Below are 23,799 nucleotides of genomic sequence, written 5' to 3'. Positions count from 1 at the left end.
CCCGTCAGCTGCCCGCGCTACTTGTCGATCCAGACGTCCTCGTAGCGAAAGCCGTTATAGGAGCTGTTCGACATGATCGTGATCCCCTTGACATAGGGCTGCCAGCAGGTGCCGGCCCGCGCATGGAAGATGATCGGCCGGGCGACGTCCTCCTGCAGCTTCTTGTCGATGTCCCAGACCAGTTGCTTGCGCTTGCCTATTTCGATCTCTTGGGACTGCACGTCGAACAGCTTCTCGATCTCCTTGTTGCAGTAATTGGTGTAGTTCCGCTCCGAACCACAGGAGTAGTTTTCGTAGAATGACTGATCGGGATCGTCGACGGAATTGCCGGTCAAGTTCAGGCCGAGCATGTAATCCTTGCGTGCGACCTTCGGGAACCAGTTCGCCGTCTCCACGACGTCGAGCTCGCCGTCGATATAGATGCTCTTGAGCTGGTCGATCAGGATCACCGCGGGATCGCGATATTCCGCGAGATTGCGCGTCGAGACCTTCACCGCGAGGTGCTTGTCGGGGCCGTAGCCCGCCTTCTGCATCAGCTTCTTGGCCTCCTCCCGGCTCGCGTTCACGTTCGGGCCATAGCCTGGAATGGTCTCGAGCTTGTCCTTGGGCATGCCCCAGATGCCCTGCGGCGGCGGGAGCATGGTGCCGCCGATATCGGCCTGGCCTTCGAACAGGATGTCGACGAAGGCTTTGCGGTCGAGCGCCATCGCCATCGCCCGGCGAATATCGATGTTGTCGAATGGCGGGGACGCCGAATTGACGATGATGTTGGTCGAAACGTTGGTCGGCTCGACGGCGCAGATCGCGTTCGGCGCCTGCGACTTGATGTCTTTGAGGAGCGGGATGGTAATGTGCGTCGGGAAGGTCATGTCGAACTTGCCGGCGACGAAGGCGAGGATGGCAGTCGAGCGGTTGGTGATGATCGTGTACTCGATGCCGTCGAGATAGGGCAGGCCCTTCTTCCAGTAGTCAGGGTTTCGCGTCAGCTTGATCGATTCATTGGCCTTGAACTCGACGAATTTGAACGGGCCGGTTCCGACCGGGTGGGTGCGCATGTCGGCCGGCGAGACGTGACAGGGATAGATCGGCGTATAACCGGATGCGAGCATCGCCAGCAGCGACGGCTGTGGCCGTTTGAGGTCGAATGAGACCTCGAAATCGCCGTTCGGCGCGACGTCGTTGACCTCGTTGTACCAGGCCTTGCGCGGATTCTGCCGCAGCTTCTGCTGCGATTTGCCCATCAGGAGATCGAAGGTGCATTTGACGTCGGCCGACGTGAACGGCTTGCCATCGTGCCACTTCACGCCCTGACGCAGCTTGAACGTCAGCTTCTTGTTGTCGCCGCTCCAGGACCAGCTCTCGGCCAGCTCTGGCCTGACGGTCTCAGGGCTGTTCTGCGCTATGTGCTGATCATAGATGACCAGATTGTTGAACACCCCCATGAAGGGCACGTTGATCGAATAGGTCGCGCCCTCGAGGATGGACGCATTGGCCGGGCTGTCGCGATGATACATCCGCAGGATACCGCCCTGCTTGGGCTCGCCGGCAAGCGCAATGGTCGAAAACGCCAGCAAAGATAGCGCCGCCGTCGCGGCGAGCGCCCGCACGCTCCGCATCCTCGTCCTCCCTGGACATCGGCCTTTTGGCCTGTTTGAGGGGACGATAGCGATGGGCGTGAAGGGAGGCAACCGGCAAGGCCGTCCACGCTCTCGACAATTCGGATGACGGAAGGCCGCGGCGCTGTTCTCTCACGATGTCACAGTGCGGTGCGAAGGACGGTTCCTTTCGGGGCGCAGCCAACAAACGCCAGCGTTGTCCCAAATCGGTGCGCGCTGGGACAACAACCGAGTTTGTGGCTGCGCCTCACACGATACGCGACGCCTTGTTCCCCCAGTACCTGTCCCGCAGCAGCCGCTTGTACAGTTTCCCCGTCGGCAGTCGCGGCAATTCCTTTTCGAAATCGACCGAGCGCGGCACCTTCTGCCGCGACAGCGATTTTGCGCAGAACGCGATCAGCTCTTCCGCGAGCGCCGGGCCCGGCACCACGCCTGGCATCGGCTGCACCACCGCCTTCACCTCTTCGCCGAGATCGGCATTGGGCACGCCGAACACCGCGGCGTCGGCGACTTTCGGATGGGTGATCAGCAGATTCTCGCATTCCTGCGGGTAGATGTTCACGCCACCGGAGATGATCATGAAAGTCGCGCGATCGGTGAGGTAGAGGAAGCGGTCCTTGTCGACATAGCCAACGTCGCCGACCGTGCTCATGCTGCCGTCGGCAGAGCGCGCCTCCCGGGTCTTTTCGGGATCGTTGAAATATTCGAACGGCGAGGCCGTCTTGAACCAGATCTGCCCAGGCGTGCCGGTCGGGCACTCCCTCATGTTCTCGTCGAGAATGTGGAGGTCGCCGAGCAGCACCTTGCCAACCGTGCCGCGATGGGCGAGCCACTCCTCGCTGTTGCAGGCGGTGAAGCCGAGTCCTTCGGTGGCGCCGTAATATTCGTGGATAATCGGTCCCCACCATTTGATCATGTCGTCCTTGACCAGGGCCGGGCAGGGCGCCGCGGCATGGATCGCGATCTCCAGCGAGGATAGGTCATAGCGGATGCGTACTTCCTCCGGCAGTTTCAGCATGCGCGAGAACATCGTTGGCACCAGCTGGGTGTGGGTGATGCCCCATCGTTCGACGAGCTGGAGGTAACGTTCCGGATCGAAACTCTCCATGATGACGACGGTCCCGCCCATGCGGATCGTGAGGTTCACGGCAGCTTGCGGCGCGGAGTGATACAGCGGTGCCGGCGATAGATAGACCATGCCCTCGCGGTAGTGCCAAAGTTTCGTGAGGAAATCGAATAGCGGCAGATTGTGCTTTGGCGGCTCCTCCGGCAGCGGTCGCAGGATGCCCTTGGGCCGTCCGGTCGTGCCCGACGAATACAGCATGGCGGTGCCGAGCCACTCATCCGCGATCGGCGTTGTCGGCAGACCGGCGGTCACGTCGGCCAGGCCGACGATGCGCTCGCTCTCGCCAGGACCGTCGGCGACGACGCAGAGCCTGACGTCGGGGCAAGCCTGTATGGCTTCGCGCGCGATGTCGAGCTTCGCCATTGACGTGATCAGGATCTTGGACTGGCTGTTGACGAGGAGATAGGCGAGCTCGCCCGGCGTCAGGAAGGAGTTGATGCAGGTGTAGTAGAGGCCAGAGCGCTCGCCCGCGGCGCAGGCTTCGAGATAGCGCGAATTGTTCTCCATGAAGATCGAATAATGATCGAGCCGCTTCAGGCCGTGCCTACGAAACAGATGCGCGAGGCGGTTACTGCGCGCCTCCAGCTCGCGATAGGTGACGGTCTCGTCCGTCGCCGCCATGATGAAGGCAGGCTGAAGCGGGCGTAGGCGGGCATGCTGACCTGGGTACATCAGTCCTCCGGCTTTGGATCATGCGGCAAGAAGCAGGATTTCGCGCACTTGCGCGGGGCCATCGATCTTGCGGGGATTTCGCGGGATCCAGTTCGTGCGCATCGCCTGTTCGGCGATGGCGTCGAAATGTTCCGGCGATACGCGCACCTCGGCGAGGCTGCGGGGCATGCCGAGCGAGCGGATGAAGGCATCGAGCACGTCGGCGGCATTTTGGCCGGGGAAGCCCATGGCAGCCGCGACGATCATCTGGCGCTCGGCATTGTCGCGCGCATTCCAGCGCATCACCGCCGGCAGCATGACGCAGGAGGTGTAGCCGTGCGGCACGTCGAAGGCTGCGCCCAGGACGTAGCCGATGCCGTGGCTCGCGCCCATGGGAACGCCGGCCGAAAGCGCGCCCATCGACAGCCATGTGCCGATCTGCGCATCCATCCGCGCGTCGAGATCGGCGGGATCGGCCTTCACCCGCGGCAGCGCATTGGCGAGCATGGCGAGGCCCTTCACCGATTGCGCGTCGGCGTAAGGGTGCGTTTCGCGCGAGCAGATCGCCTCGACGCAATGGTCGACGGCGCGAATGCCGGTGGACAGAAACAGCCATTCCGGCGTGTGCACGGTGATAGCGGGATCGAGGATGGTTGCGCGCGGCACCGTGAGCGGATGCCGCAACATCTGTTTCACATGCGAGCTGCGGTCGGTCACGCCCGCGATGGCGCTGAACTCGCCGCCGGCAATCGTGGTCGGCACGCTGATCTGCCGCACGCTCGGGGCGGTCAGCTCGGGCGCGATGCCCTTGTGGACGCGGATGCGCTCGATGCCGCCGATATCATCGATGCCATTGGCGAGGCAAAGCTGCACCGCCTTGGCGCCGTCGGTGATGGAGCCGCCGCCGACGGTGACGATCAGATCCGCGTTCACCTCGCGCGCCGCATGGGTAGCCGCGATCACAGCCTCGCGCGGCGTATGCGCCGGCATGGCGTCGAACAGGCCGGCGCAGCGCTCGCCGAGCGCCTGCCTAATCTTTTTGATTTCGTCGGTCTTCCGGTTGAGCGTGCCCGAGACCATCAGGAAGGCGCGGCGCGTGCCCAGCCGGTCCATCTGCGCGACGATGGCTTCGGCCGCAGGATGGCCGAACACAACCTCCTCGATCGCGCCGTAAACGACACGTCCCTGGTGCACGCCTGTCCTCCCTGGACAATTCGTCTTTGTTTTAAGAGCATAATCTAGCCGAGCCGCTGGTGTCCGTCATGCGCGAAGACGCTGGCCGCTTCTCACCGTCCAGGGAAGTGCCGAGCATGGCTTTTCGTCACCCATCTCGCACTGCCCGTGTGCGACCGTCTCCGTCTCTGTCAACCCACCATCCGGTCAGGGCCGCTTCCCCAGCCTTGCGTCCGCCGTCGTCTTGAAGAGTTCATCATCGCGACACATCTTGTGTCGCCCGCGGGTAGACGAGTACCCTGTCCTGCGGCTTTGATGCGAGGACCTGGGATGAGCGGACCGGACGGAAGCGAGCAGTTTGTTAAAAAGCACGATTTCGTTCAGCGCAGCGCAATCGCCGGGCTTCTCGCTGCGGCGTTCGCCCTTTCCGGCTGCGACAAGCCGGCGTCACAGGCCGCTGCCCCGCCGGCGGCGCCGGTGACAGTCGCCCCGCCGGTCAAGCGCACGGTCACCGATTGGGATGAGTTCACCGGCCGCTTCGAGGCGGTCGAGGAGGTACAGGTGCGCCCCCGCGTCGGCGGCTTCGTCAACTCGGTCGAGTTCCAGGACGGCGCCATCGTGCGTCAGGGCGATCTGCTCTACGTGATCGATCCCCGTCCGTTCGAGGCGGTGGCCACGCAGGCGGAGGGGCAGCTGTCGGATGCGCGCGCCAGGGTGGAGCTTGCCAAGCGCGAGCTCGACCGTGGCCTCAATCTGGTGCAGACCAATGCGGTCTCGGAGCAGGTCGTCGATCAGCGTCGCCAAGCCCTGCAGGCCGCGCATGCGGCCGAGATGCAGGCCGAAGGCGCGCTGAAGGCCGCCAAGCTCAACATCGAGTTCACGCATGTGACGGCGCCGCTGACCGGTCGCGTCGGCCGCCATCTCGTCAGTCCCGGCAATCTCGTGCAGGGCAGCGACAACGGCGCTTCGACGCTGCTGACCTCGATCGTCACGCTGGATCCGATCTACATCTATTTCGACATGGATGAGGCGACCTTCATCAAATACAGCAAATTATGGTTCGAGGGGCGGCGCCCAAGCTCGCGCGACACTGCGAACCCGGTGCAGGTGACGCTGGCCGGTGAGACCAAGCCGTCGCATGAGGGCACCGTCAACTTCCTCGACAACCGGCTCGACGTCTCGACCGGTACGCTGCGCAGCCGCGCCGTGGTCAAGAATACCGACCTGTCGATCCTGCCCGGCCAGTTCGGGCGCGTCCGCCTGATTGGCAGTGCGCCCTATGATGCGCTGCTGATTCCGGACGTCGCTGTCGCAACCGACCAGTCCCGCAAGATCGTGTTCGTGGTGAAGCCCGATGACACGGTCGAGGCGCGTCCGGTGGTGCTCGGGCCGCTCGATGACGGCCTGCGCGTGATCCGCGAGGGGCTGAAGGCGGAGGATCGCGTCATCGTCAACGGCATCCAACGCGCCCGGGTCGGCGCCAAGGTCGCCCCGCAGACGGCGCAAGCGCCGGCCGGTGGCAAGTCATGAATCTTGGCCGCCTCTCCATCAACCAGCCCATCCTGGCAATGGTGCTGTCGATCGTGCTGCTGATCGTCGGCGCGATCGCCTACACCACGTTGCCGGTCTCCGAATATCCGCAGGTGGTGCCGCCCACCGTGGTGGTCACCACGCAATATCCCGGCGCGTCCGCGCAAACCGTATCCGACACGGTCGCAGCTCCCATCGAGCAGGAGATCAACGGCGTCGAGGACATGCTGTATCTCTACAGCCAGGCGACCTCGAACGGCCAGCTCACCATCACCGTCACCTTCAAGCTCGGCACCGATCTCGACAAGGCCCAGGTGCTGGTGCAGAACCGCGTCGCCATCGCGCAGCCGCGTCTGCCGGAGGAGGTCCAGCGCAACGGCGTCACCACGCGCAAGAACTCGCCCGACATCCTGATGGTCGTGTTCATGCTGTCGCCGGACGACACGTTCGACCAGCTCTACATCTCCAACTATGCCTTGCTCCAGGTCCGCGACCAGTTGCTGCGTCTCGACGGCGTCGGCGACATCCAGATCTTTGGCGCACGCGACTATTCGATGCGATTGTGGCTCGATCCCGACCGGATCGCCAATCTCGGCCTGACCTCGGCCGAGGTGCTGGCGGCGATCCGCGCCCAGAACGTTCAGATCGCCGGCGGCCAGATCGCCGAGCCGCCGATCGCCGACCGCGCTTTCCAGCCGAACCTCACCTTCACGGGGCGCCTGAAGGATCAGAAGCAGTTCGAGGACATCCTGATCAAGGCCGGCCCCGATGGCCGGATTGTCCGCCTGCGCGACGTCGCCCGCATCGAGCTGGGTGCCTTGTCCTACACCACCAACAGCTTCCTGCTGCGCAAATCCGCGGTCGCCATGCTGGTGACGCAGCGACCCGGATCCAACGCGCTCGCGACGGCGAAAAACATTTCCGACACGATGACGAAGCTCAAGGAGAGCTTTCCGAGAGGTCTCGACTACAATATCGGCTACAACCCGACCGAGTTCATCGCGCAGTCCGTCCACGAGCTGATCAAGACCATCTACGAGGCGATGCTGCTCGTGGTCGTCGTGGTGCTGGTGTTCCTGCAAGGATGGCGGCCCGCGATCATTCCGATCATCGCTATTCCGGTGTCGCTGGTCGGCACTTTCGCGGTGATGGCGGCGCTGGGCTTCTCCATCAATAATCTCACGCTGTTCGGTCTCGTGCTCGCTGTCGGCATCGTGGTCGACGACGCCATCGTCGTGGTCGAGAATGTCGAGCGGCATCTCGAGCACGGCATGAGTCGGCGCGACGCCGCGCTGAAGACGATGGAAGAGGTCGGCGGCGCGCTGGTGTCGATCGCGTTGGTGCTTTGCGCAGTGTTCGTCCCGACCGCGTTCCTGGGCGGCATTTCTGGGCAATTTTTCCAGCAATTCGCCGTCACCATCGCGGTCGCGACCGCGATCTCCTGCTTCTGCTCGCTGACGCTATCGCCGGCGCTGGCTTCGCAGATTCTGGTGCCGCACGAGGAGAAGCGGCCGCCGGCCGCCTGGAACGTCATCGCGCGCGGCTGGAATGCTTTCACTGGCGTGTTCAACCGGGTGTTCGACCGGCTGGCGCACGGCTATGCGGGTCTTGCCAATTTCGTGATCCGGCATTCGGTCGTGATGCTTCTGGTGTACGTGGTGCTGATCGGCAGCGCGGGCTGGCTGATCGTGACGACGCCGCAGGGCTTCATTCCCGCGCAGGATCGCGGCTACGTCATCATATCCGTGCAATTGCCGGGCGCAGCGTCGCTGGCGCGCACCACCGAGGTCGTACGTGAGATCGAGCGGATCTCGCTGGATACGCCGGGCATCGTCCGTGTTGCGGCATTCGCCGGCTTCTCCGGCGCCACGCGCACGCAGGCTGGCAACGCGGCGGCGCTCTTTCCGGTTTTCGATGAGCCCGAGGTGCGACTGAAAAAGGGGCTGTCCGCCAACGCCATCACGGCCGAGCTGCGCAAGCGCCTCACCGCAATTCAGGGTGCCTTCATCATCGTGATTCCGCCCCCGGCCGTGCCAGGCATCGGCACCGGCGGCGGCTTCACCATCCGCGTCCAGGATCGCCAGGGCCGCGGGCCCGAAATGCTTGCCGCTGCGACCGACGAGCTGGTCGCCGCCGCGCGCAAGGCACCCACTCTCACCTCGGTATTCTCGCCGTTCACGGCCAACACGCCGCAGCTCTTCGTGGACATCGACCGCACCAAGGCGCAGAAGCTCGGCGTTCCCATTTCCAACATCAACGACACGATCCAGTCCTATTTCGGCTCGACCTATGTCAACGACTTCAACCTGTTCGGCCGCACCTACCACGTCACCGCGCAGGCCGATTTCCCGTACCGCAAGGAGCCGAGCGACCTCGCGCGGCTGCGCACGCGCAACGCCTCCGGCGACATGGTGATGCTCGGCAGCGTCGTCGAGTTCAAGGATGTCTCGGGTCCCGATCGCGTCGCGCGCTATAATCTTTACGCCGCCTCCGAATTGCAGGGCGAGCCGGCGCCGGGCACCAGCTCGACCACCGCGCTCAACACCATCAAGCAGCTCGCCAACGATACCTTGCCGAGCGGCTTCACCTTCGAATGGACGGATTTGTCCTACCAGCAGGTCACCGGTGGCAATGCCGGCCTCTACGTGTTCCCGATCTGCGTGCTGTTCGTCTATCTCGTGCTCGCCGCGCAATATGGCAGCTGGACCTTGCCGTTTGCAGTGATCTTGATCGTGCCGATGTGCCTGCTCGCTGCCACCATCGGTGTGCGCATCATGGGCCAGGACGTCAACATCCTCACCCAGATCGGCTTCGTCGTTCTGGTGGGACTAGCAGCAAAGAACGCGATCCTGATCGTCGAGTTCGCGCGCGACATCGAGAACGAGGGCAAGCCGCGGCTCGAGGCCGTCATCGAGGCCTGCCGGCTGCGCTTGCGGCCGATCCTGATGACGTCCTTCGCCTTCATCCTCGGCGTGCTGCCCCTGGTGATCTCGAGCGGCTCCGGCTCGGAGATGCGGCAGGCCGTCGGCGTCGCCGTGTTCTTCGGCATGATCGGCGTCACCCTGTTTGGGCTTCTGTTCACGCCGATCTTCTATGTGGTGGTGAGGAACTTGGCGGAGGGGCGGCGGGACAAGAAGCCAGGGGTCGCTGCGTAGTCAGTGTCGCCACCGGCGTATCCACATCCGCGCCATCATCCCGGACAAGCCTAAGCACAGATTCGGGACCCACCCCCAGAGACGCGCGCTCGCTCAAGGCGCGCTTGGTCCGGTGACGAAGCGGGGAATATAGCGCCCACCTCCATACTAACGGCCTACGCCGAAATGGATGGGCACGCGCGGGGTTCTTCACTACTATCCGCGCGATTTCACAACAGAAGACTGCTGGGAGTTAACATATGAAATCAACATTTTTGGCCGCAGCGGCCTCGGCCGTATTGCTGGCGTCGCCGGCCGCCGCGCAGGGCGTCAAGATCGGCATCCTCAACGATCAGTCTGGCGTCTATGCCGACTACGGTGGCAAATGGTCGGTCGAAGCCGCGAAGATGGCGATCGAGGACTTTGGCGGCGAGGTGCTCGGCCAGAAGATCGAGCTCATCACGGCCGACCACCAGAACAAGCCGGATCTCGCTAGCTCGATCGCGCGGCGCTGGTATGACGTCGAGAATGTCGACATGATCACGGAGCTGACCACCTCCTCGGTCGCGCTCGCGATCCACGAGCTCTCCAAGGAAAAGAAGAAGATCGACATCGTCGTCGGCGCCGCGACCTCGCGCCTCACCGGCGATGCCTGCCAGCCCTACGGCTTTCACTGGGCCTACGACACCCGTGCGCTCGGCGTCGGCACCGGCGGTGCGCTGACCAAGGCCGGCGGCGACACCTGGTTCTTCCTCACCGCGGACTACGCCTTCGGCTACGCGCTGGAAAAGGACACCAGCGAGATCGTCACCGCCAATGGCGGCAAGGTGGTCGGCTCGGTACGCGTGCCGCTCAATTCATCGGACTTCTCCTCCTTCCTGCTCCAGGCGCAGAGCTCGAAGGCGAAGATCGTCGGCCTCGCCAATGCCGGCCTCGACACCACCAACTCGATCAAGCAGGCGTCCGAGTTCGGCATCGTCGCAAGTGGCCAGAAGCTCGCCGGCCTGCTGATGACGCTCGCTGAAGTGAACGGCCTTGGCTTGCAAGCTGCGCAAGGCCTGGTGCTGACCGAGGGCTATTACTGGGATCTCAACGATCGCACCCGCAATCTCGGCGAACGCTTCCTCAAGCGCACCGGGCGGATGCCGAGCATGATCCACGCTGGCACCTATTCGGCGACGCTGAGCTATCTCAAGGCGGTCAAGGCCGCCGGCACCAAGGATTCGGACGCGGTTGCCAAGAAGCTGAAGGAGCTGCCGGTCGACGACGACTTCGCGCAAGGTGGCAAGGTGCTCGAAAACGGCCGCATGGTCCACGACATGTATCTGTTCGAGGTCAAGAAGCCCTCGGAATCGAAGAAGCCCTGGGACTATTACAAGCTGCTCGCTACCGTCCCCGGCGACAAGGCATTCTTCGCCGCCAAGGAAAGCGGCTGTCCGTTGACGAAGTGACGCGCAGCGTTGTTTCGGGGCGATGCGAAGCATCGAACTATGGTGCGCAATTGCGCACCTGAGAATCTCGAGATTCCGGGTTCGGCGCCAATGCGCCGCCCCGGAATGACGGCGGAATTTGGAGCCGCAGATGGGCCCTCACACCAGCCGCAACGCCACCGCCCCTAACGCTCCCGCCCACAGCGCCATGGCGGCGAGGCTCTGGATCGCGAAACCCAGGCTGCGCTTTGCCGCCGCCTTGGAATAGCCGACGAAATAGGCGATGCGGCCGATGATCCAGACCACGCCGATGCTGGCTGCGATGGCGTCGCTGATATAGATTGCGAACAGCCACAGCGCCGGCAGGAAGATCGGCATCCATTCCAGCGTGTTCATCTGGATGCGAAAGGCGCGCTCGAAATCCGGATGGCCGGACATCGCCGGCACCTTGACGCCGGTCTTGGTGCGCGAGCGAGAGACGTTGACGGCGGTGAAAAAGTAAAATGCGATCGCCAGCAGCGTGACGAGGGCGGTGAGATGATGCATCGTTAGTCCCTTCGACGAGATCGCGCTTCAATAGCCCGTCAGCTCGAGATAGCCAACGCCATCATGCGTGCCGGCAAAGCTGATCGGCCCTTCCCAGTAGGAGAAGCCGGTCCCCATCCAGGCCCCTGGATTGAGCGGCTTGCACAGGATCGAGAACGATTGCGAGGGGATTGCGATCTGCCACTCCACCGGCAGCTTGCGTCCCGCAACATCCGCGGTCGCCTTCGGCATCATCTGGATGTCGCTACCTGCAATCATCCGCGTCTCGCCGGCGGCGCTGATCCAATTGCCGAACGGATAGTTTTGGCCGTCCTTCTGCCGCAGCCGGTACAGCATCAGCTTGTCGCCGGATCCGAGATGCAGCGACAGCCAGTCCCAACCGGTCTGATCGGCATCCAGCGGCTGGCTGCTCCATTCGCGGTCCATCCAGGCCTGGCCCATCACTTCGGCCGGCTTATCGTCGATCGTGATGCTGCCGCGCGCGCGGTAGAACGGCTGGCTGTAATAGTAAGATGCTTGCCCGCGCTCCGACTTGCGGCTGTAGCCGCGGTCGCCCTGCAATACCATCGGACGATCGGCCTCCAGCGTCAGCGCATAGCTGAAGTCGGTGGCGGAGGCTTTGAGCATCAGCGGCGCCAGCGTGCGATAATCGGTGCGCTCAAGCCCCTTCATTTCCCAATCGTCGATCCAGGCATCGAACGGCTTGGCCGTGACGCCGGCCTGCCCCACACCGCCGCGTGAAAACGTCTCGCTAAAGCGGTGGGTGTCGGCGCGCGTCACCGCCGCATGTCCCATCCATACCTGCTGATTGGCCCAGCCCTCGCGTTGCGGGCCCGGCTGCGCCGCCTGGCGGAACAGGGTCCATTGCAGGCCGCAGGCAGCGCCACTGGCATCGACGAGGTTGGCCGTGAGATACCACCACTCGATGCGAAACTCCGGATGCGGCCCGTGATCGCCCGGAAAGGTGAAGACCTTGCCCGCCGTTACCTTGGCAAAGCCGTCCGCGGTTTCGCCGAGCCCGGCATAGCCCTGCGCCCCTGCGCGAGGTGTGAGTGCCAGCGCAGCAAAGCCGCCGATGACCGCGCGTCGTGAGATTTTCTCAGCGCTCATTGGCGAACACCTTGACGAGATTTGCCGGCTGCATCCGCGCCAGCCGTAGCATCGGCAGCAATGCGGCAAGCAGCGAGGCGAGCAGCGCGACCGCGACCAGCTCGACCAATTGCAGCGGAAACACATGGAACGGCAGCCGCCAGCCGAATGCCTTCACATTGACGATCGCGATCAGGCACCACGCCACCAAGAGGCCGAGCGGCACGGCCAAGAGCGATGTGAACAGCGCCACCGATAGCGTCTTGGTCAGCTCGATCGCGGCAAGGCGCGGCCGGGTGAGGCCCATCGCCCACAGCGGCGCAAGCTGCGGCAGGCGGGAGTTGGCCAACGTCAGCAGGCTTGTGAGCAGCGCGATGCCGGCGACGCCAAGCGTAAAGGCATTCAGCGCGGACGTGACCGCAAAGGTGCGGTTGAAGATGCGGATCGATTCCGCCTTCACCGTCGCCTGGTCGGCGACGCTGCGATCGTCGAGCGCAAATTGCTTCTGCAACGCTGAGATCAGGCCGGGGATATCGTTCTTGTCGACGATGAGGCCGATCCGCGTCTGCGGCGTCTGTGGAAATTGCCGGATCAGCGCCGCGACATTGATGGCGAGCTGCCCCTTGGGATTGCCGTAGTCAGCATAGATGCCGACAATGTCGAGCTCCCAGGTCCCGCCCGGCGCCGGCACCTCGACGACGTCGCCGACGCGGACGTTCAGCCGGCGGCTCAACTGCTCGCTGATGAAGGCAGCATTGCCGGGCACGAGCCGGGTCCAGGCGCGCGGCGCGGCTTCCAGCAGCGGCCAGCGTTCGCGATAGAGCGCGTGGTCGGGAAGGCCGAGCAATTCCACCGGCTGGCCCTGAACTTGCGCCTCCGCGCGTCCGCCCGAGAGGATCGCCTGGACATCGCTGCGCTCGCGCAGCCAGTTCCGGATCGCAACGCCTTGCGTGTTGTCGGACGCGCTGATGTAGACGTCGGCCGCCAGCCGTCCATTGAGCCAGCCGATAAAGGTCCGGCTGAACGTCTCCACCATCGTGGACACCCCGACATTGACGGCGAGTGCAAGCAGCAGCGCCATCAGCGCCAGCGACAATCCGGAGAGTTGCTGCCGGCTGTCGGCCCAGAACCACAGCGCCAGCGGCCCTTTCGCCCAACGCTGGCCAACGAGCAGGATGAGTTCGAGAAATGCCGGAAGGATCAGGGCCGCACCGAGCATCAGCGCGGCCAGCACGCCGAAGCCTGCGATCAGCGATTGCCCATAGTAAAGCAGCAGCAGCGCGACCGCGAATACGGCGCAGGCGCCTGCACTTTGCAGGATCAACCAACGGCGCTGCACCTGCTGCCAGGCGCGTGGTTGCGCGGTTGCCAGCACCGGCATCCTGATCGCCTTGATCAGGCTGGTTGCGGCCGCAACTAGCGCGCCGACAACGCTGATGCCGATACCGGCCAGCCACCATTCGGAACGCAGCGTCAGCTGCCCCGGGATCTGCGCGCCATAGAGCCCGCGCAGCGACGCCGCGACGTCGGGCAACAGCGCTGCCGCGATGAAATAACCGCAGACGAGCCCGATCAGCCCGGCGATCAGCGCCAGCACCACCAGCTCCAGCACCAGCATCGTGTTGACCAGCCGCGCCGACGCGCCGCAGGCGCGCAACGTCCGCAGCATCGGCAGACGCTGCTCGAAGGCGAGGCCGACGGCCGAATTGACGATGAAGAGCCCGACGAAGAATGACAACAGGCCGAAGGCGGTGAGATTGAGATGAAAACTGTCGGTGAGGCGTTCCAGCTCCGTCTCGGCATCCGGCTCAACCCGCTGCAGCTGATCGCCGACGACGCTTTGAAGCGACGTGGGCTTACCCTTCGCCTTGCCGATCAGCAACCGCGACAGCTGGTCCGGCTTGTTGAGGAGCCGCTGCGCCACGCCGATATCGACCACCAGCACGCCGGGCACGAGCTGCGGCAGCACGCGCAGCGGCGGCAGTATTGCGCCGCTGCTGATCGCCGGCACCGCACCCTCCTGCTGCTGCAAGTCACTCAGCGTCTCCCGCGCCACCAGCGTCTGGCCCGGCGGCGCGACGAAACTGCTGAGATCCGAGGCGCCAAGGCGCGGCGCATTGCCGACGTCGGTCGGCAGCGTCACCGGCTCGATGCCGAGCAGCCGCACCGAGCGTCCATTGATCTGGACGCGTCCCTCCAGTATCGGGGAGACCGGCCAGCCGGCGCGGCGCAATTTTATGAACAGCTCCTGGGAAAAGGTCGCCGTATCCAGCGCGACCAGCATCGCCGTACGTGCGCCGCCGAATGTCGCCGCGGCGCGGTCATAGGCGCTGCGGGCCTGCTGGTTGATCGCCTGCACGCCACTCCACAGCGCGGTCGCCGCAATCAGCCCGATCAGCAGCGTTGCGAACTGCATCTGGTGACGCCGCCAATGGCTGAGCAGCACGGCGAGGATCCACAGCGCGCGCCTCATGCGATGCGCCCGCCGTGCAAAGTAAGGTGGCGGTCGAGCGTCGCTGCCAGATGCAGGCTGTGCGTCACCATCAGGAAGCCGCAGCCCGTGCGCGCCACGAGATCGCGCGTCAGCGCCAGCACGTCCTCGGCGGTGGCTTCGTCCAGATTGCCCGTCGGCTCGTCCGCCAGCAGCAGCGAAGGCTTCGTCGCCAGCGCCCGGCCGATGGCGACCCGCTGCTGCTGTCCGCCCGACAATTGCTCTGGATAACGCTTGAGGAGAGTGCGAAGTCCGAGCCGTTCGATCAGCTCTTTGGTCCAGGCCGCATCATGCCGGCCGGCGATCCGTGCCTGGAAGGCGAGATTGTCCGCGACCGACAGGCTCGGGATCAGGTTGAACTGCTGAAAAACCAAGCCGACCCGGTCGCGTCGCAAGCTGGCACGTCCCGCATCCGACAGCTTGGTGACCTCGATGTCCGCCAGCCGGATCGAGCCGCTATCAGCCGCATCGAGCCCGGCGATCAGGTGCAGCAGCGTGCTCTTGCCGCTGCCGGATTCTCCCGTCAGCGCGACCCGCTCGCCAGCCGCGAGGTCGAGATCGACGCCGCGCAGCACGTGGACCGGCTCGCCGGCTGAGAAGAAGGTCTTCGAGAGATTTTTGATGTTCAGCACGATTAATGGCGCCGGACGGAATTAGCGGAATTGCTGCCTAGCACACTTGCTGCGGAAATGCCGGGGTTGCGTTGGCATCCAAGCCGTTGTTAGCTCCAAGAAGGTCAAATCAAAAAAGTGCCAAAAAGATACATGGGGAAAATAGAAGCATGAGCGCTCAGGGAACGCCGTCCGCGGCGAGCAAGCCGACAGCGACGCCGAAGGGCGCCTGGACCATCACCTTTCTCCTGTTTCTGTTCATGCTGGTGAACTTTGCCGACAAGATCGTCGTCGGTCTTGCCGGCGTGCCGATCATGGCGGACCTCAAGCTCACGCCGGAGCAATTCGGCCTGCTCGGCTCTTCGTTCTTCTTCCTGTTCTCGATCTCGGCCATCGTGGTCGGCTTCATCGTCAACAAGGTGCCGACGCGCTGGGTGCTGCTGTCGCTCGCGGTGGTTTGGGCGCTGGCGCAGTTTCCCATGGTCGGCACCGTCTCCTTCACCACGCTCCTGATCTGCCGCATCGTGCTGGGCGCCGGCGAAGGCCCGGCCTTCTCGGTCGCGGCGCACGCCATCTATAAATGGTTCCCTGACGAGAAGCGCACGTTGCCGACCGCGATCCTGTCGCAAGGCTCGGCCTTTGGCGTGATCATCGCAGTGCCGGCCTTGAACTGGATCATCGTCAACCATTCCTGGCACTATGCCTTCGGCGCGCTCGGCGTCGTCGGCCTGGTCTGGGTCTGTGCCTGGCTCGCGCTCGGCAAGGAGGGGCCGCTGGAGGATGCGCAGGCCCTCGCCGCCACCGAGACGAAGATTCCCTACATTCAGCTTCTCACCTCGCGCACCTTTCTCGGCTGCGTCGCCGCGACCTTCGGGGCCTATTGGGCGCTGTCGCTCGGGCTGACCTGGTTCACGCCCTTCATCATCAAGGGTCTCGGCTTCTCTCAGAGCCAAGCCGGCTGGATTTCCACTCTGCCCTGGATCTTCGGCGCCACCATCGTGATCCTGACGGGCTGGATCTCGCAAATGATGATGGCCCGCGGCTCGACCACGCGCATCGCTCGCGGCGTGCTCGGCTCGGTGCCGCTGGTCGTCGGCGGCCTGATCCTGGCGACGATGCCGCATGTCCAGGGCGCCGGCCTTCAGCTGGCTTTGCTCGTGGTCGGAACGGGCCTGTGCGGCGCGATCTATGTCGTCTGCCCGCCCATGCTCGGCGAGTTCACGCCGACATCGCAGCGCGGCGCCATCCTCGCGATCTACGGCGCGCTCTATACGCTTTCGGGCATCATCGCACCCGCCGTGATGGGCACCGTGATCCAGCACGCCGGCAGCATGCTCGACGGCTACATGACCGGCTTCACCATCAATGCGGCGATCATGGTCGGCTCCGGCCTGCTCGGCCTGCTGCTGCTCTGGCCGAACACCGAACGCGCCAGGTTGACGGGCGGTGCCGCCCCGCAGGCGGGCGCGCTGAAGAGCGCGGTATCGCCGACGTAAGGGTGGCGGCGCACGCCCAAGCAACACCCTCGTCCCCGGACAAGCGCGCCCCAAGGGCGCGCCGATCCGGGGTCATGACTGCGGGGCGATGTTTGGCGCCGGAACGGACGACTAGCTTTGTGGTCGCCGCTTCTGCTCCGTGAACCCTGACAGCACCACCGTCGCCGCCATGAAGATCACGGAGGCGCCGAACACCCAGTGCGGCGCGCTCTGGTCCATGATCCAGCCGAACAGCAGCGGGCTGACGATGCCGCCGAGATTGAATCCGGTGGAGACGATGCCGAAGGCACGCCCCGCAGCGCCGGGAGCAGCCGCGTTGCGCACCAGCATGTCGCGCGAGGGTGCGATCACGCCGCTGAGGAAGCCTGCGGCCGTCATCGCCGCGGTGAGAGCCCAGCCCGGCAGTGTGGCGAGTGCGATCAGCAGCACGATCGCCGCATTCGCGGCAAAGCAGGCCGCGGCGACCTGGCCGTGGCGCTCGGTTCGGTCGGCGAGCAAGCCGCCTGCGAGCACGCCGATGGCGCTGGCGCCAAGGAATGCCGTCAGCGCGATGTTGGCGGCGGAGTAGGAGGCGCCGTAGCCGCTCATCAGCGCCACCACGCCGAAATTGTTGATGCCGGCAACCGAGAGGCTCAGCAGCATGAACAGCGCGGTCAGCGTGATCAGCGCCGGCGTGATGACGGCCTGTTTTGGCGCGTTCGCGCTGCCGGGTTTTGTCTTGTGCGCGCCGGCGTCGGGAATGTTCATGGTGATCAGCAGCAGCGCCACCGCGACACCGATCGCGCCGGAGGCGATCAGCGCTCCAGTGCCACCGGACAACGTGACGAGCGCAGCGACGATGGCAGGAGCGACGGCGCCGCCGAGAAAGCCGGCAAAAGTGTGGATCGAGAAGGCGCGGCCCATCCGCGCCTCGTCCATGTGCGCGGCCAGGATCGCGTAATCGGCGGGATGGTAGACGCTGTTGGCGAGGCCCAGCAGCACGGCGCACGCGATTAGCGAGGCGTAGCTGAGGTGCAAGCCGAGCAGGATCAGCGCGAAGCCGCCGAGCGCGAGCCCGGCCAGCAGAATTCGTCGCGCGCCAAAATGGTCGACGAGATAGCCGGTCGGCGCCTGCGTCAATCCCGACACCACCGCAAACACGGTGAGTGCGAAGCCGAGCTCGATATAACCCACGCCGAGCTGGCTCTTGAGGAACGGGAACAGCATCGGAAGCACGAGCAGATGGAAATGGCTGACCCAATGCGCGATCGAGATCCCCGTCAGCGTGCGCAGCGCGCTGTCCGCCTTGCCTTGCTGCGGTGCGGCGAGAACGTCGACCATTGCAGTTCCGTCTTGCGTCCCAAAGGAGGCGCAAACTATCGGGCAGAGCGGTTATTTGTCCATGAACGCGGGCGCATGGCAGGTAGCGCGGGCGGCGGCATGAGGTTGCCTCCACTTCGCCGGAACGACTTTGGAGGATGTTGCGCCAGCGTGCGCTCAACCCGCGAGCACCGTCCTCACAACGGCTCGTCGTCCGGCCCGTAGCGGTCGCGCTTCGGGGTGGCGATGTCGCCGTCTTCGTAATCGTCATGGTCGATCTCGCGCGGAGGCTTGGGCTTTTTCGCCTTGTCTTGCGCTTGCTTATCGTCCGCGATCTTGTTGTCCGCGATCTTGGGCGGCTCGCTCGGCTTGCCGATCTTGGCCATGGCGGCTCCCGGATGGTGATGCTGCATCCGTCCTAGCCCGACATATGGGAACTTCCTGATCTATCTCAAGCACGGCACTCGGCCGTTCAGTGCACCACCGGCCCGCCTGCCTTCTTCCAGGCATCCAGACCGCCGGCGATGTGCGCGCTGTTGGAGAGGCCCGCCTCCTTGGCGGCGGCCACCGCCATCGCCGAGCGTTCGCCGAAGGCGCAGAAGAACACGACGCGGCGGCCGGTAGCGGCTGCGACCTCCCGCAGCATGCCGCCGGGCTTCAGGCTCTCCTCCACAGATTGATAGGGCGTGTGCAGCGCGCCTTCGAGCATGCCGTGCTTCATCCGCTCGTTGCTCTCGCGCAGATCGACCAGCAGGATGTCGGGCCGGCCGAGGATGCGGATCGCCTCGGCGGCGCTGAGCGCGCGGCCCTCTTTCTCGAGCTCCTCCTGATGCAGGCCGACATGCATGTTGGCAGGGACCGCCACATCCATCATCTTCGGATTGGGCAGCTTCAGATTGGCCATCAGCTCGATATATTCGTCGACCGAGCGGACCTGGAGCCGCGGATTGTAGCGCTTCTCCTCGCCGATGGTGGAGACGGTATCGCCCTTGTAGTCATGCGCCGGAAACACCATCGTCTCGTCCGGCAGCTTGAGCAGGCGGTTGAAAATCGAATCGTATTGCGCGCGCGATGAGCCGTTCTGGAAATCGGTGCGGCCGGTGCCGCGGATCAGAAGCGTATCGCCGGTGAAGACACGGTCGCCCATCAGATACGAATAGGAATCGTCGGTGTGGCCCGGCGTGTACATCACGTCGAGCGACAGGCCCTCGATCGTCACTTTGTCGCCGTCGGCGACCCGCATCGCCACCACGTCGGCCTTGGTCTGATCGCCCATCACAGTCATGCAATGGGTGCGGTCGCGCAACTCGCCGAGACCGGTGACGTGATCGGCATGCAGATGGGTGTCGATCGCCTTGACCAGCTTGAGGTCGAGCTCGCGCAGCAATTGGCAGTAGCGGTCGACCTTCTCCAACACGGGATCGAGGATCAGCGCCTCGCCGCCTGGGCGGCTCGCAAGCAGATAGCTGTAGGTGCCCGAAACACTGTCGAAGAGCTGGCGGAAGATCATGGCGGGACCTGACGTGTGGTGATTTCTAGGATTCTACTACGGGACGGGCCCCAGAGAGAAGCAAATCACTGTGTAGAGAATGAATTTTAGAAGATCTTTATTGCGCGGGTGGCCGTCCCCACCCACCCCTGTCATCGCCCGCGCAGGCGGGCGATCCAGTATTCCAGAGGCGCTGAACGGGATGAGGGGGCCGCCTTCGCGGGGAATGACACCGATTGTGTTGCGCGGACGTGCGACAAGCTCGGACAGCTCCTACGGCCGCACCACCGTGTAGCCGTTCTCCGCCAGGAACAGGACCTGCCCGACGCCCACCTGCACCGGCGTCGCCGCGGGAATGAACTCCGGCCGCTTGCCCGTCTCGCGCTCGATCGTGTCCACCGTATTGAGGCAGATGTCGAAGCGCACGCCCTGTGCGATCAGGCTCTCGACCTGCTTGCGACGCTCGCTGCCGGACAGCAGCAGATCGATACCGGGACCGAACGCCACCACTTCGACCGCGATCTTGTCAGGGTCGTAAGCCTTCAGCAGGTTGTTGGTGACGCTGAGCACCAGTGCCTGTTTCTTCGCATCGCCGTCGGAGAGCTGAAGCACGACCTTGTGCTCGGCGAACGGCTTGTCCTGCAGCGGCACCTGCTGCGCCAAAGCCGGCGGGATCGCTGCCCAGACGAGCAATGCCAGCAGCATCGCGGATGAGATTTGCGACCGCATCATCCTTGTCCTGCAATGCCTGGATTGCCCTCGACCCCTTTCAGCGTGACGCCGGAGCCGAGCCGCTCCTGAAACATCCGGCCCGAGCGCAGATATTTGCCAACGACGTCCCACACCGGCGCGCCTTGCTGGCGGTTGACCGAGGCCCAGCCTGCGACCTTGTAGCGGTGGCTGGCGCCGAGCGCCTTGCCGCCGTTGAGCTTCAGCTCGGAGATGCGGCCGCCGATCGCAGCCTCCGGCGTGCAGGTGTAGCTGAACCCGCCGGCGCGCACCATGTCGCCACCCTGCTGGTAATAGGGATCTGCGTTGAAGAGGTTGTCGCAGATGTCCTCCAGCACGTCCTTGATCTGTGCGCCGGTCATCTCCTGCACATAGGTCTCGGGATAGGTGATCGCGGTTTCCGCGAGCAGATCCTCCATGGTCAGCGCCTGGCCCGACAGCGCCGTGACGCCCCAGCGGAAGCCCGGCGACAGCGCGATCTCGGCATCGAGCTCGCTGCGCAGCGCCGTGCAGATCAACTCGTCGACGGGACCGGAAAAATTGCCCCGGCGGTAGAGCAGGCGATCGGGCGTTGTGATCTTCTCCGACCAGTCGCTCACATGCGGCGCGCGCAGCCGGCCGATCAGCTCGGCCATCCCCGGATCCGGCTTCAGCAGCTCGGAAAAAACCGGCAGCAGATGATAACGAATGTCGCTGACCTTGCCCTTGCCGATTGCGAGATCGAGCACGGCCAGGAATTTTCCGTTGGAGCCGGCATTGGTGACGAGCGTGGTTCCTCCAGCGTTCTTCACGGCAATCGGCTGCGGCACGGCGTCGTGGGTATGGCCGCCGAGGATGACGTCGATGCCGGTGACGCGGCTCGCGAGCTTGAGATCGACGTCCATACCGTTGTGCGACAGCAGGATGACGGCATCGACCTTCTCGGTGGCGCGCAGAGCATCGACATGCTTCTGCAACTCCTCTTCGCGGATGCCAAAGGTCCAGTCCGGCGTGAACCGCTTGGGATGCGCGATCGGCACGTAAGGGAACGCCTGGCCCACAATTGCGACACGATGGCCGCCGAGCTCCTTGATGACAGACGGTTTGAACACGCGCCCGCTGGCCTTGTCGAAGGCGGGGGCGTCGTTGAAGGCGGCCTCTTCGGTCAGGAAGACGTTCTGTGCCAGAAACTCGCCCTTGAAGCGCTCGAGATTGTCGCGCAGCACCTGCTCGCCATAGGTGAATTCCCAATGTCCGGTCATCGCCTCGATGTCGAGCAGATTCGCGACCTCGACCATGTCGCGGCCCTGCATGACGTTGGCAAGCCCGGTGCCCTGCCAGAGGTCGCCGCCATCGACGAGCAGCGAATGTTTTGCGCCGACGTCGCCGCGCAAGCGGTCGATCAGCGTCTTCAGATGGGCAAAGCCGCCGAGCTTGCCGAAGCGGCCCGCAGATTTCTCGAATTCGAAGCAGGTGAAGGCATAGGCATCCGCGCTGTCGGACCGGATGCCGAACCGCTCCAGGAAGGCGCGGCCAACCAGGTGCGGCGGTCGTCCCGCCATCTCGCCGATGCCGATATTGACGCTGGGCTCGCGGAAATAGACCGGATTGAGCTGCGCATGCGTGTCGGTGATGTGCAGGATGCGCGCATTGCCGAAACGCTCGATGTCATAGATGCTCGCGGTGTCGGCACCGCGCGCGAGCCGCGGCAGTCCGAGCGATGCGGCGGCTAGGCCCGCGCTCTTCAGGAAATCGCGGCGGCGGATGCCCATCTTAACTTCTCCGCGCCCTCAACGCTGTCGACTGTTCTACAAGCATATCCGGATCCGAAGGGCCGCGTCAGCGCAAGGTTTGGTGCGGCTTTCCGACAAGATCATGCTCAAAGAATGATCTGGAGCACGATGTTCTCGCGCGCCAAGCCCAGTCTAGCGGATTTCCATCGCCTTCCAGGCCTCTTTTTCGGAATTAGCCTGGAAGATCGACGCCTTCGCCAGCGCCTCGGCCTCTTTCGCTGCGGCAAATGCGCGGTCGAAATCGCCGCCATCGGCCGCCTTCTTCGCCGCCGTCAGCGTCGAGACGGTCGTGGTCCATTGGTGACGCAGGCTGGCCGCCTCCTTGGCTGCGGCTTCGGCGGCGGCATAGGCCGCCTTGTAGTCCGCTTCCGTTGCCGCGCGCGCCGACGGTAGCGCGATGGTCAACGCAACCAATGTGGCCAGGAGACATGCCCGCTTCATGGCCGCGCTCCCGGTCCCGAGATCGGCAGGCCGTTGGCGACGTAGGAGAGGAAATATTCGACGTCGCGATATTCGTCCGATTGCGGCTCCAGCGGAACCGCGCGGGTCTGGCTGTTGCAGGTGACGAAGCGGCGGCTGGTCGTGCCCATGCCGCTCCATTCGGAGCGGTAGATCGGCATCGCATTCAAAATGCCGAGCGCCGGCGCCAGAGTCTCGGCGCGGATGCGCTCGCCCGGGCTCTGCACGTGGCAGCTCGCGCAGGAGAAGTTCATCTGGCCGCGGCGGGTGTAGAAATACCGCTTCCCGTTCTCGAACGCTTCGAGCGCACGGGGATCATCGGGAATCTTGATGTCCATCGGCTTGCCGCGCGAGGTGTAGGCCATGTAGGCGGTGAGCGAGGCCATCTCGTCTTTGACGTAGGAATAGGGCGCCTCGCCATTGGCCTCGCGGCAGCGGTTCAGCGCGAGCTCCAGCGTGATGACCTTGCCTTCCTTGGTGTCGAAGTAAGGATAGTTCTGGCGGATGCCGATGCCGCCGTTCGGGAAGCAGTCGGCGTAAGTCTTGCCGTTCTTGAACGGGGTCGCAAACATTTCCTTGCCGGCGTCGAGCGCGAACTCGTAAGGCGGGAATTCTTCCTTCTCCTGCCACTGCCGCTTCATGTCCTCGTTCATGGAATAAGGACCGTTGACGAAATCCTCGCGCTTCACGTTCGGAAATTTCTGGAAGAAGAAATTCTGGAACGCCTTCGCATCAGCAACGGGATCGACCTTGTCGGCCGCGACGACGCGCGGCGAGGTGAGGGCGCACGCAACGAGTGCGGCGCCTACCGAGCCAAGCAGGAGGGAGAAGGGGGTCTTCATCACGCGATCTTCGCGGTGGTCGTATCCGACGCACCCTTGTTGTCGGTCCAGGAGATCTTGAGCTCGTCGCCCTTCTTGGCGCCCTTGAAGCTGAATTTGACGTAGGGGTCCTTGGAGACCGCCGTGCCCCAATTGGCGACAAAGACGTCCTTGCCGTTACATTCGAACTTCAGCTCCTGGATGAAGTGGGCCGGGATCAGCTCGCCCTTGGAATCCTTGACCAGGCCGGTGTCCATGGGGTGCTGAATCAGCGTCTGCACCTCGGTGATGTCGCCATTCGATGTTGCGCGCACGCGAATGCTTGATGCCATCGGAC

At 64.2% G+C, this 23,799-nt stretch carries 19 protein-coding genes; 4 read left to right on the top strand and 15 right to left on the bottom strand.

The window, feature by feature from the left end:
• Window positions 1–17 precede the first annotated feature (17 nt).
• The 3 genes from IVB01_RS06720 to IVB01_RS06710 all read right to left on the bottom strand — a co-directional run bounded on the left by IVB01_RS06720 (window position 18) and on the right by IVB01_RS06710 (window position 4,587).
• A complete protein-coding gene (locus IVB01_RS06720; protein ID WP_247281923.1) occupies window positions 18–1,616 on the bottom strand; it encodes an ABC transporter substrate-binding protein in 1,599 nt (532 codons plus the stop codon).
• A 247-nt stretch (window positions 1,617–1,863) separates the two neighbouring features.
• On the bottom strand, window positions 1,864–3,414 hold the full coding sequence (locus IVB01_RS06715; protein WP_247281922.1) for an AMP-binding protein: 1,551 nt from the start codon (window positions 3,412–3,414) through the stop codon (window positions 1,864–1,866).
• Between the two features lie 18 nt (window positions 3,415–3,432).
• Window positions 3,433–4,587: an iron-containing alcohol dehydrogenase gene (locus IVB01_RS06710; protein WP_247281921.1), complete on the bottom strand. Its 1,155-nt coding sequence runs from the start codon at window positions 4,585–4,587 to the stop codon at window positions 3,433–3,435.
• Between the two features lie 309 nt (window positions 4,588–4,896).
• Here IVB01_RS06710 and IVB01_RS06705 point away from each other — a divergent pair, with 309 nt between their 5' ends.
• From IVB01_RS06705 to IVB01_RS06695, 3 genes are all read left to right on the top strand, one after another.
• Window positions 4,897–6,096: an efflux RND transporter periplasmic adaptor subunit gene (locus IVB01_RS06705; RefSeq protein ID WP_247281920.1), complete on the top strand. Its 1,200-nt coding sequence runs from the start codon at window positions 4,897–4,899 to the stop codon at window positions 6,094–6,096.
• Complete coding sequence (locus tag IVB01_RS06700) at window positions 6,093–9,251, top strand: multidrug efflux RND transporter permease subunit (RefSeq protein ID WP_247281919.1); 3,159 nt, start codon at window positions 6,093–6,095, stop codon at window positions 9,249–9,251. The genes IVB01_RS06705 and IVB01_RS06700 overlap by 4 nt, the downstream gene beginning before the upstream one ends.
• Window positions 9,252–9,490: 239 nt before the next feature.
• The gene (locus IVB01_RS06695) at window positions 9,491–10,681 is read left to right on the top strand and encodes an ABC transporter substrate-binding protein (protein WP_247281918.1); all 1,191 of its coding nucleotides are present in this window, start codon (window positions 9,491–9,493) and stop codon (window positions 10,679–10,681) included.
• A 138-nt stretch (window positions 10,682–10,819) separates the two neighbouring features.
• Here IVB01_RS06695 and IVB01_RS06690 read toward each other — a convergent pair whose 3' ends face one another.
• Genes IVB01_RS06690 through IVB01_RS06675 form a run of 4 tightly spaced genes read right to left on the bottom strand, consistent with a single transcriptional unit; the run spans window position 10,820 to window position 15,418 of the window.
• A complete protein-coding gene (locus IVB01_RS06690; RefSeq protein ID WP_247418218.1) occupies window positions 10,820–11,206 on the bottom strand; it encodes an MAPEG family protein in 387 nt (128 codons plus the stop codon).
• Between the two features lie 27 nt (window positions 11,207–11,233).
• The gene (locus IVB01_RS06685; RefSeq protein ID WP_247281917.1) at window positions 11,234–12,316 is read right to left on the bottom strand and encodes a lipocalin-like domain-containing protein; all 1,083 of its coding nucleotides are present in this window, start codon (window positions 12,314–12,316) and stop codon (window positions 11,234–11,236) included.
• Entirely contained in the window at window positions 12,306–14,768 is a 2,463-nt protein-coding gene (locus IVB01_RS06680) for an FtsX-like permease family protein (RefSeq protein ID WP_247281916.1), read from the bottom strand. The genes IVB01_RS06685 and IVB01_RS06680 overlap by 11 nt, the downstream gene beginning before the upstream one ends.
• On the bottom strand, window positions 14,765–15,418 hold the full coding sequence (locus IVB01_RS06675; protein WP_247281915.1) for an ABC transporter ATP-binding protein: 654 nt from the start codon (window positions 15,416–15,418) through the stop codon (window positions 14,765–14,767). The genes IVB01_RS06680 and IVB01_RS06675 overlap by 4 nt, the downstream gene beginning before the upstream one ends.
• A gap of 149 nt (window positions 15,419–15,567) precedes the next feature.
• Between IVB01_RS06675 and IVB01_RS06670 the strand changes: the two genes are divergently transcribed.
• The gene (locus IVB01_RS06670; RefSeq protein ID WP_247418216.1) at window positions 15,568–16,893 is read left to right on the top strand and encodes an MFS transporter; all 1,326 of its coding nucleotides are present in this window, start codon (window positions 15,568–15,570) and stop codon (window positions 16,891–16,893) included.
• A gap of 111 nt (window positions 16,894–17,004) precedes the next feature.
• Here IVB01_RS06670 and IVB01_RS06665 read toward each other — a convergent pair whose 3' ends face one another.
• The 8 genes from IVB01_RS06665 to soxZ all read right to left on the bottom strand — a co-directional run bounded on the left by IVB01_RS06665 (window position 17,005) and on the right by soxZ (window position 23,794).
• Complete coding sequence (locus IVB01_RS06665) at window positions 17,005–18,213, bottom strand: MFS transporter (RefSeq protein WP_247281913.1); 1,209 nt, start codon at window positions 18,211–18,213, stop codon at window positions 17,005–17,007.
• Window positions 18,214–18,389: 176 nt separating this feature from the next.
• Complete coding sequence (locus IVB01_RS06660) at window positions 18,390–18,578, bottom strand: hypothetical protein (RefSeq protein WP_247281912.1); 189 nt, start codon at window positions 18,576–18,578, stop codon at window positions 18,390–18,392.
• 86 nt (window positions 18,579–18,664) lie between these two features.
• Window positions 18,665–19,702, bottom strand: a complete 1,038-nt coding sequence (locus IVB01_RS06655; RefSeq protein ID WP_247281911.1) for an MBL fold metallo-hydrolase — start codon at window positions 19,700–19,702, stop codon at window positions 18,665–18,667.
• A gap of 252 nt (window positions 19,703–19,954) precedes the next feature.
• Window positions 19,955–20,413 (bottom strand): hypothetical protein, encoded by a 459-nt coding sequence (locus IVB01_RS06650; protein ID WP_247494319.1) that lies wholly within the window; start codon window positions 20,411–20,413, stop codon window positions 19,955–19,957.
• Window positions 20,410–22,161, bottom strand: a complete 1,752-nt coding sequence (gene soxB / locus IVB01_RS06645) for a thiosulfohydrolase SoxB (RefSeq protein WP_247466641.1) — start codon at window positions 22,159–22,161, stop codon at window positions 20,410–20,412. Before soxB ends, IVB01_RS06650 begins: the two co-directional genes overlap by 4 nt.
• Window positions 22,162–22,314: 153 nt before the next feature.
• The gene (locus IVB01_RS06640; protein WP_247281908.1) at window positions 22,315–22,623 is read right to left on the bottom strand and encodes a hypothetical protein; all 309 of its coding nucleotides are present in this window, start codon (window positions 22,621–22,623) and stop codon (window positions 22,315–22,317) included.
• The gene (soxA, locus tag IVB01_RS06635) at window positions 22,620–23,483 is read right to left on the bottom strand and encodes a sulfur oxidation c-type cytochrome SoxA (protein ID WP_247494331.1); all 864 of its coding nucleotides are present in this window, start codon (window positions 23,481–23,483) and stop codon (window positions 22,620–22,622) included. The genes IVB01_RS06640 and soxA overlap by 4 nt, the downstream gene beginning before the upstream one ends.
• Window positions 23,483–23,794 (bottom strand): thiosulfate oxidation carrier complex protein SoxZ, encoded by a 312-nt coding sequence (gene soxZ, locus IVB01_RS06630; protein ID WP_247281907.1) that lies wholly within the window; start codon window positions 23,792–23,794, stop codon window positions 23,483–23,485. The genes soxA and soxZ overlap by 1 nt, the downstream gene beginning before the upstream one ends.
• Window positions 23,795–23,799 lie beyond the last annotated feature (5 nt).

Origin of the sequence: Bradyrhizobium sp. 164 (assembly GCF_023073715.1) — a bacterium.
In the GTDB taxonomy this organism is placed as follows: Bacteria; Pseudomonadota; Alphaproteobacteria; order Rhizobiales; family Xanthobacteraceae; genus Bradyrhizobium.
This window is presented reverse-complemented; position numbering and strand designations above follow the sequence as displayed.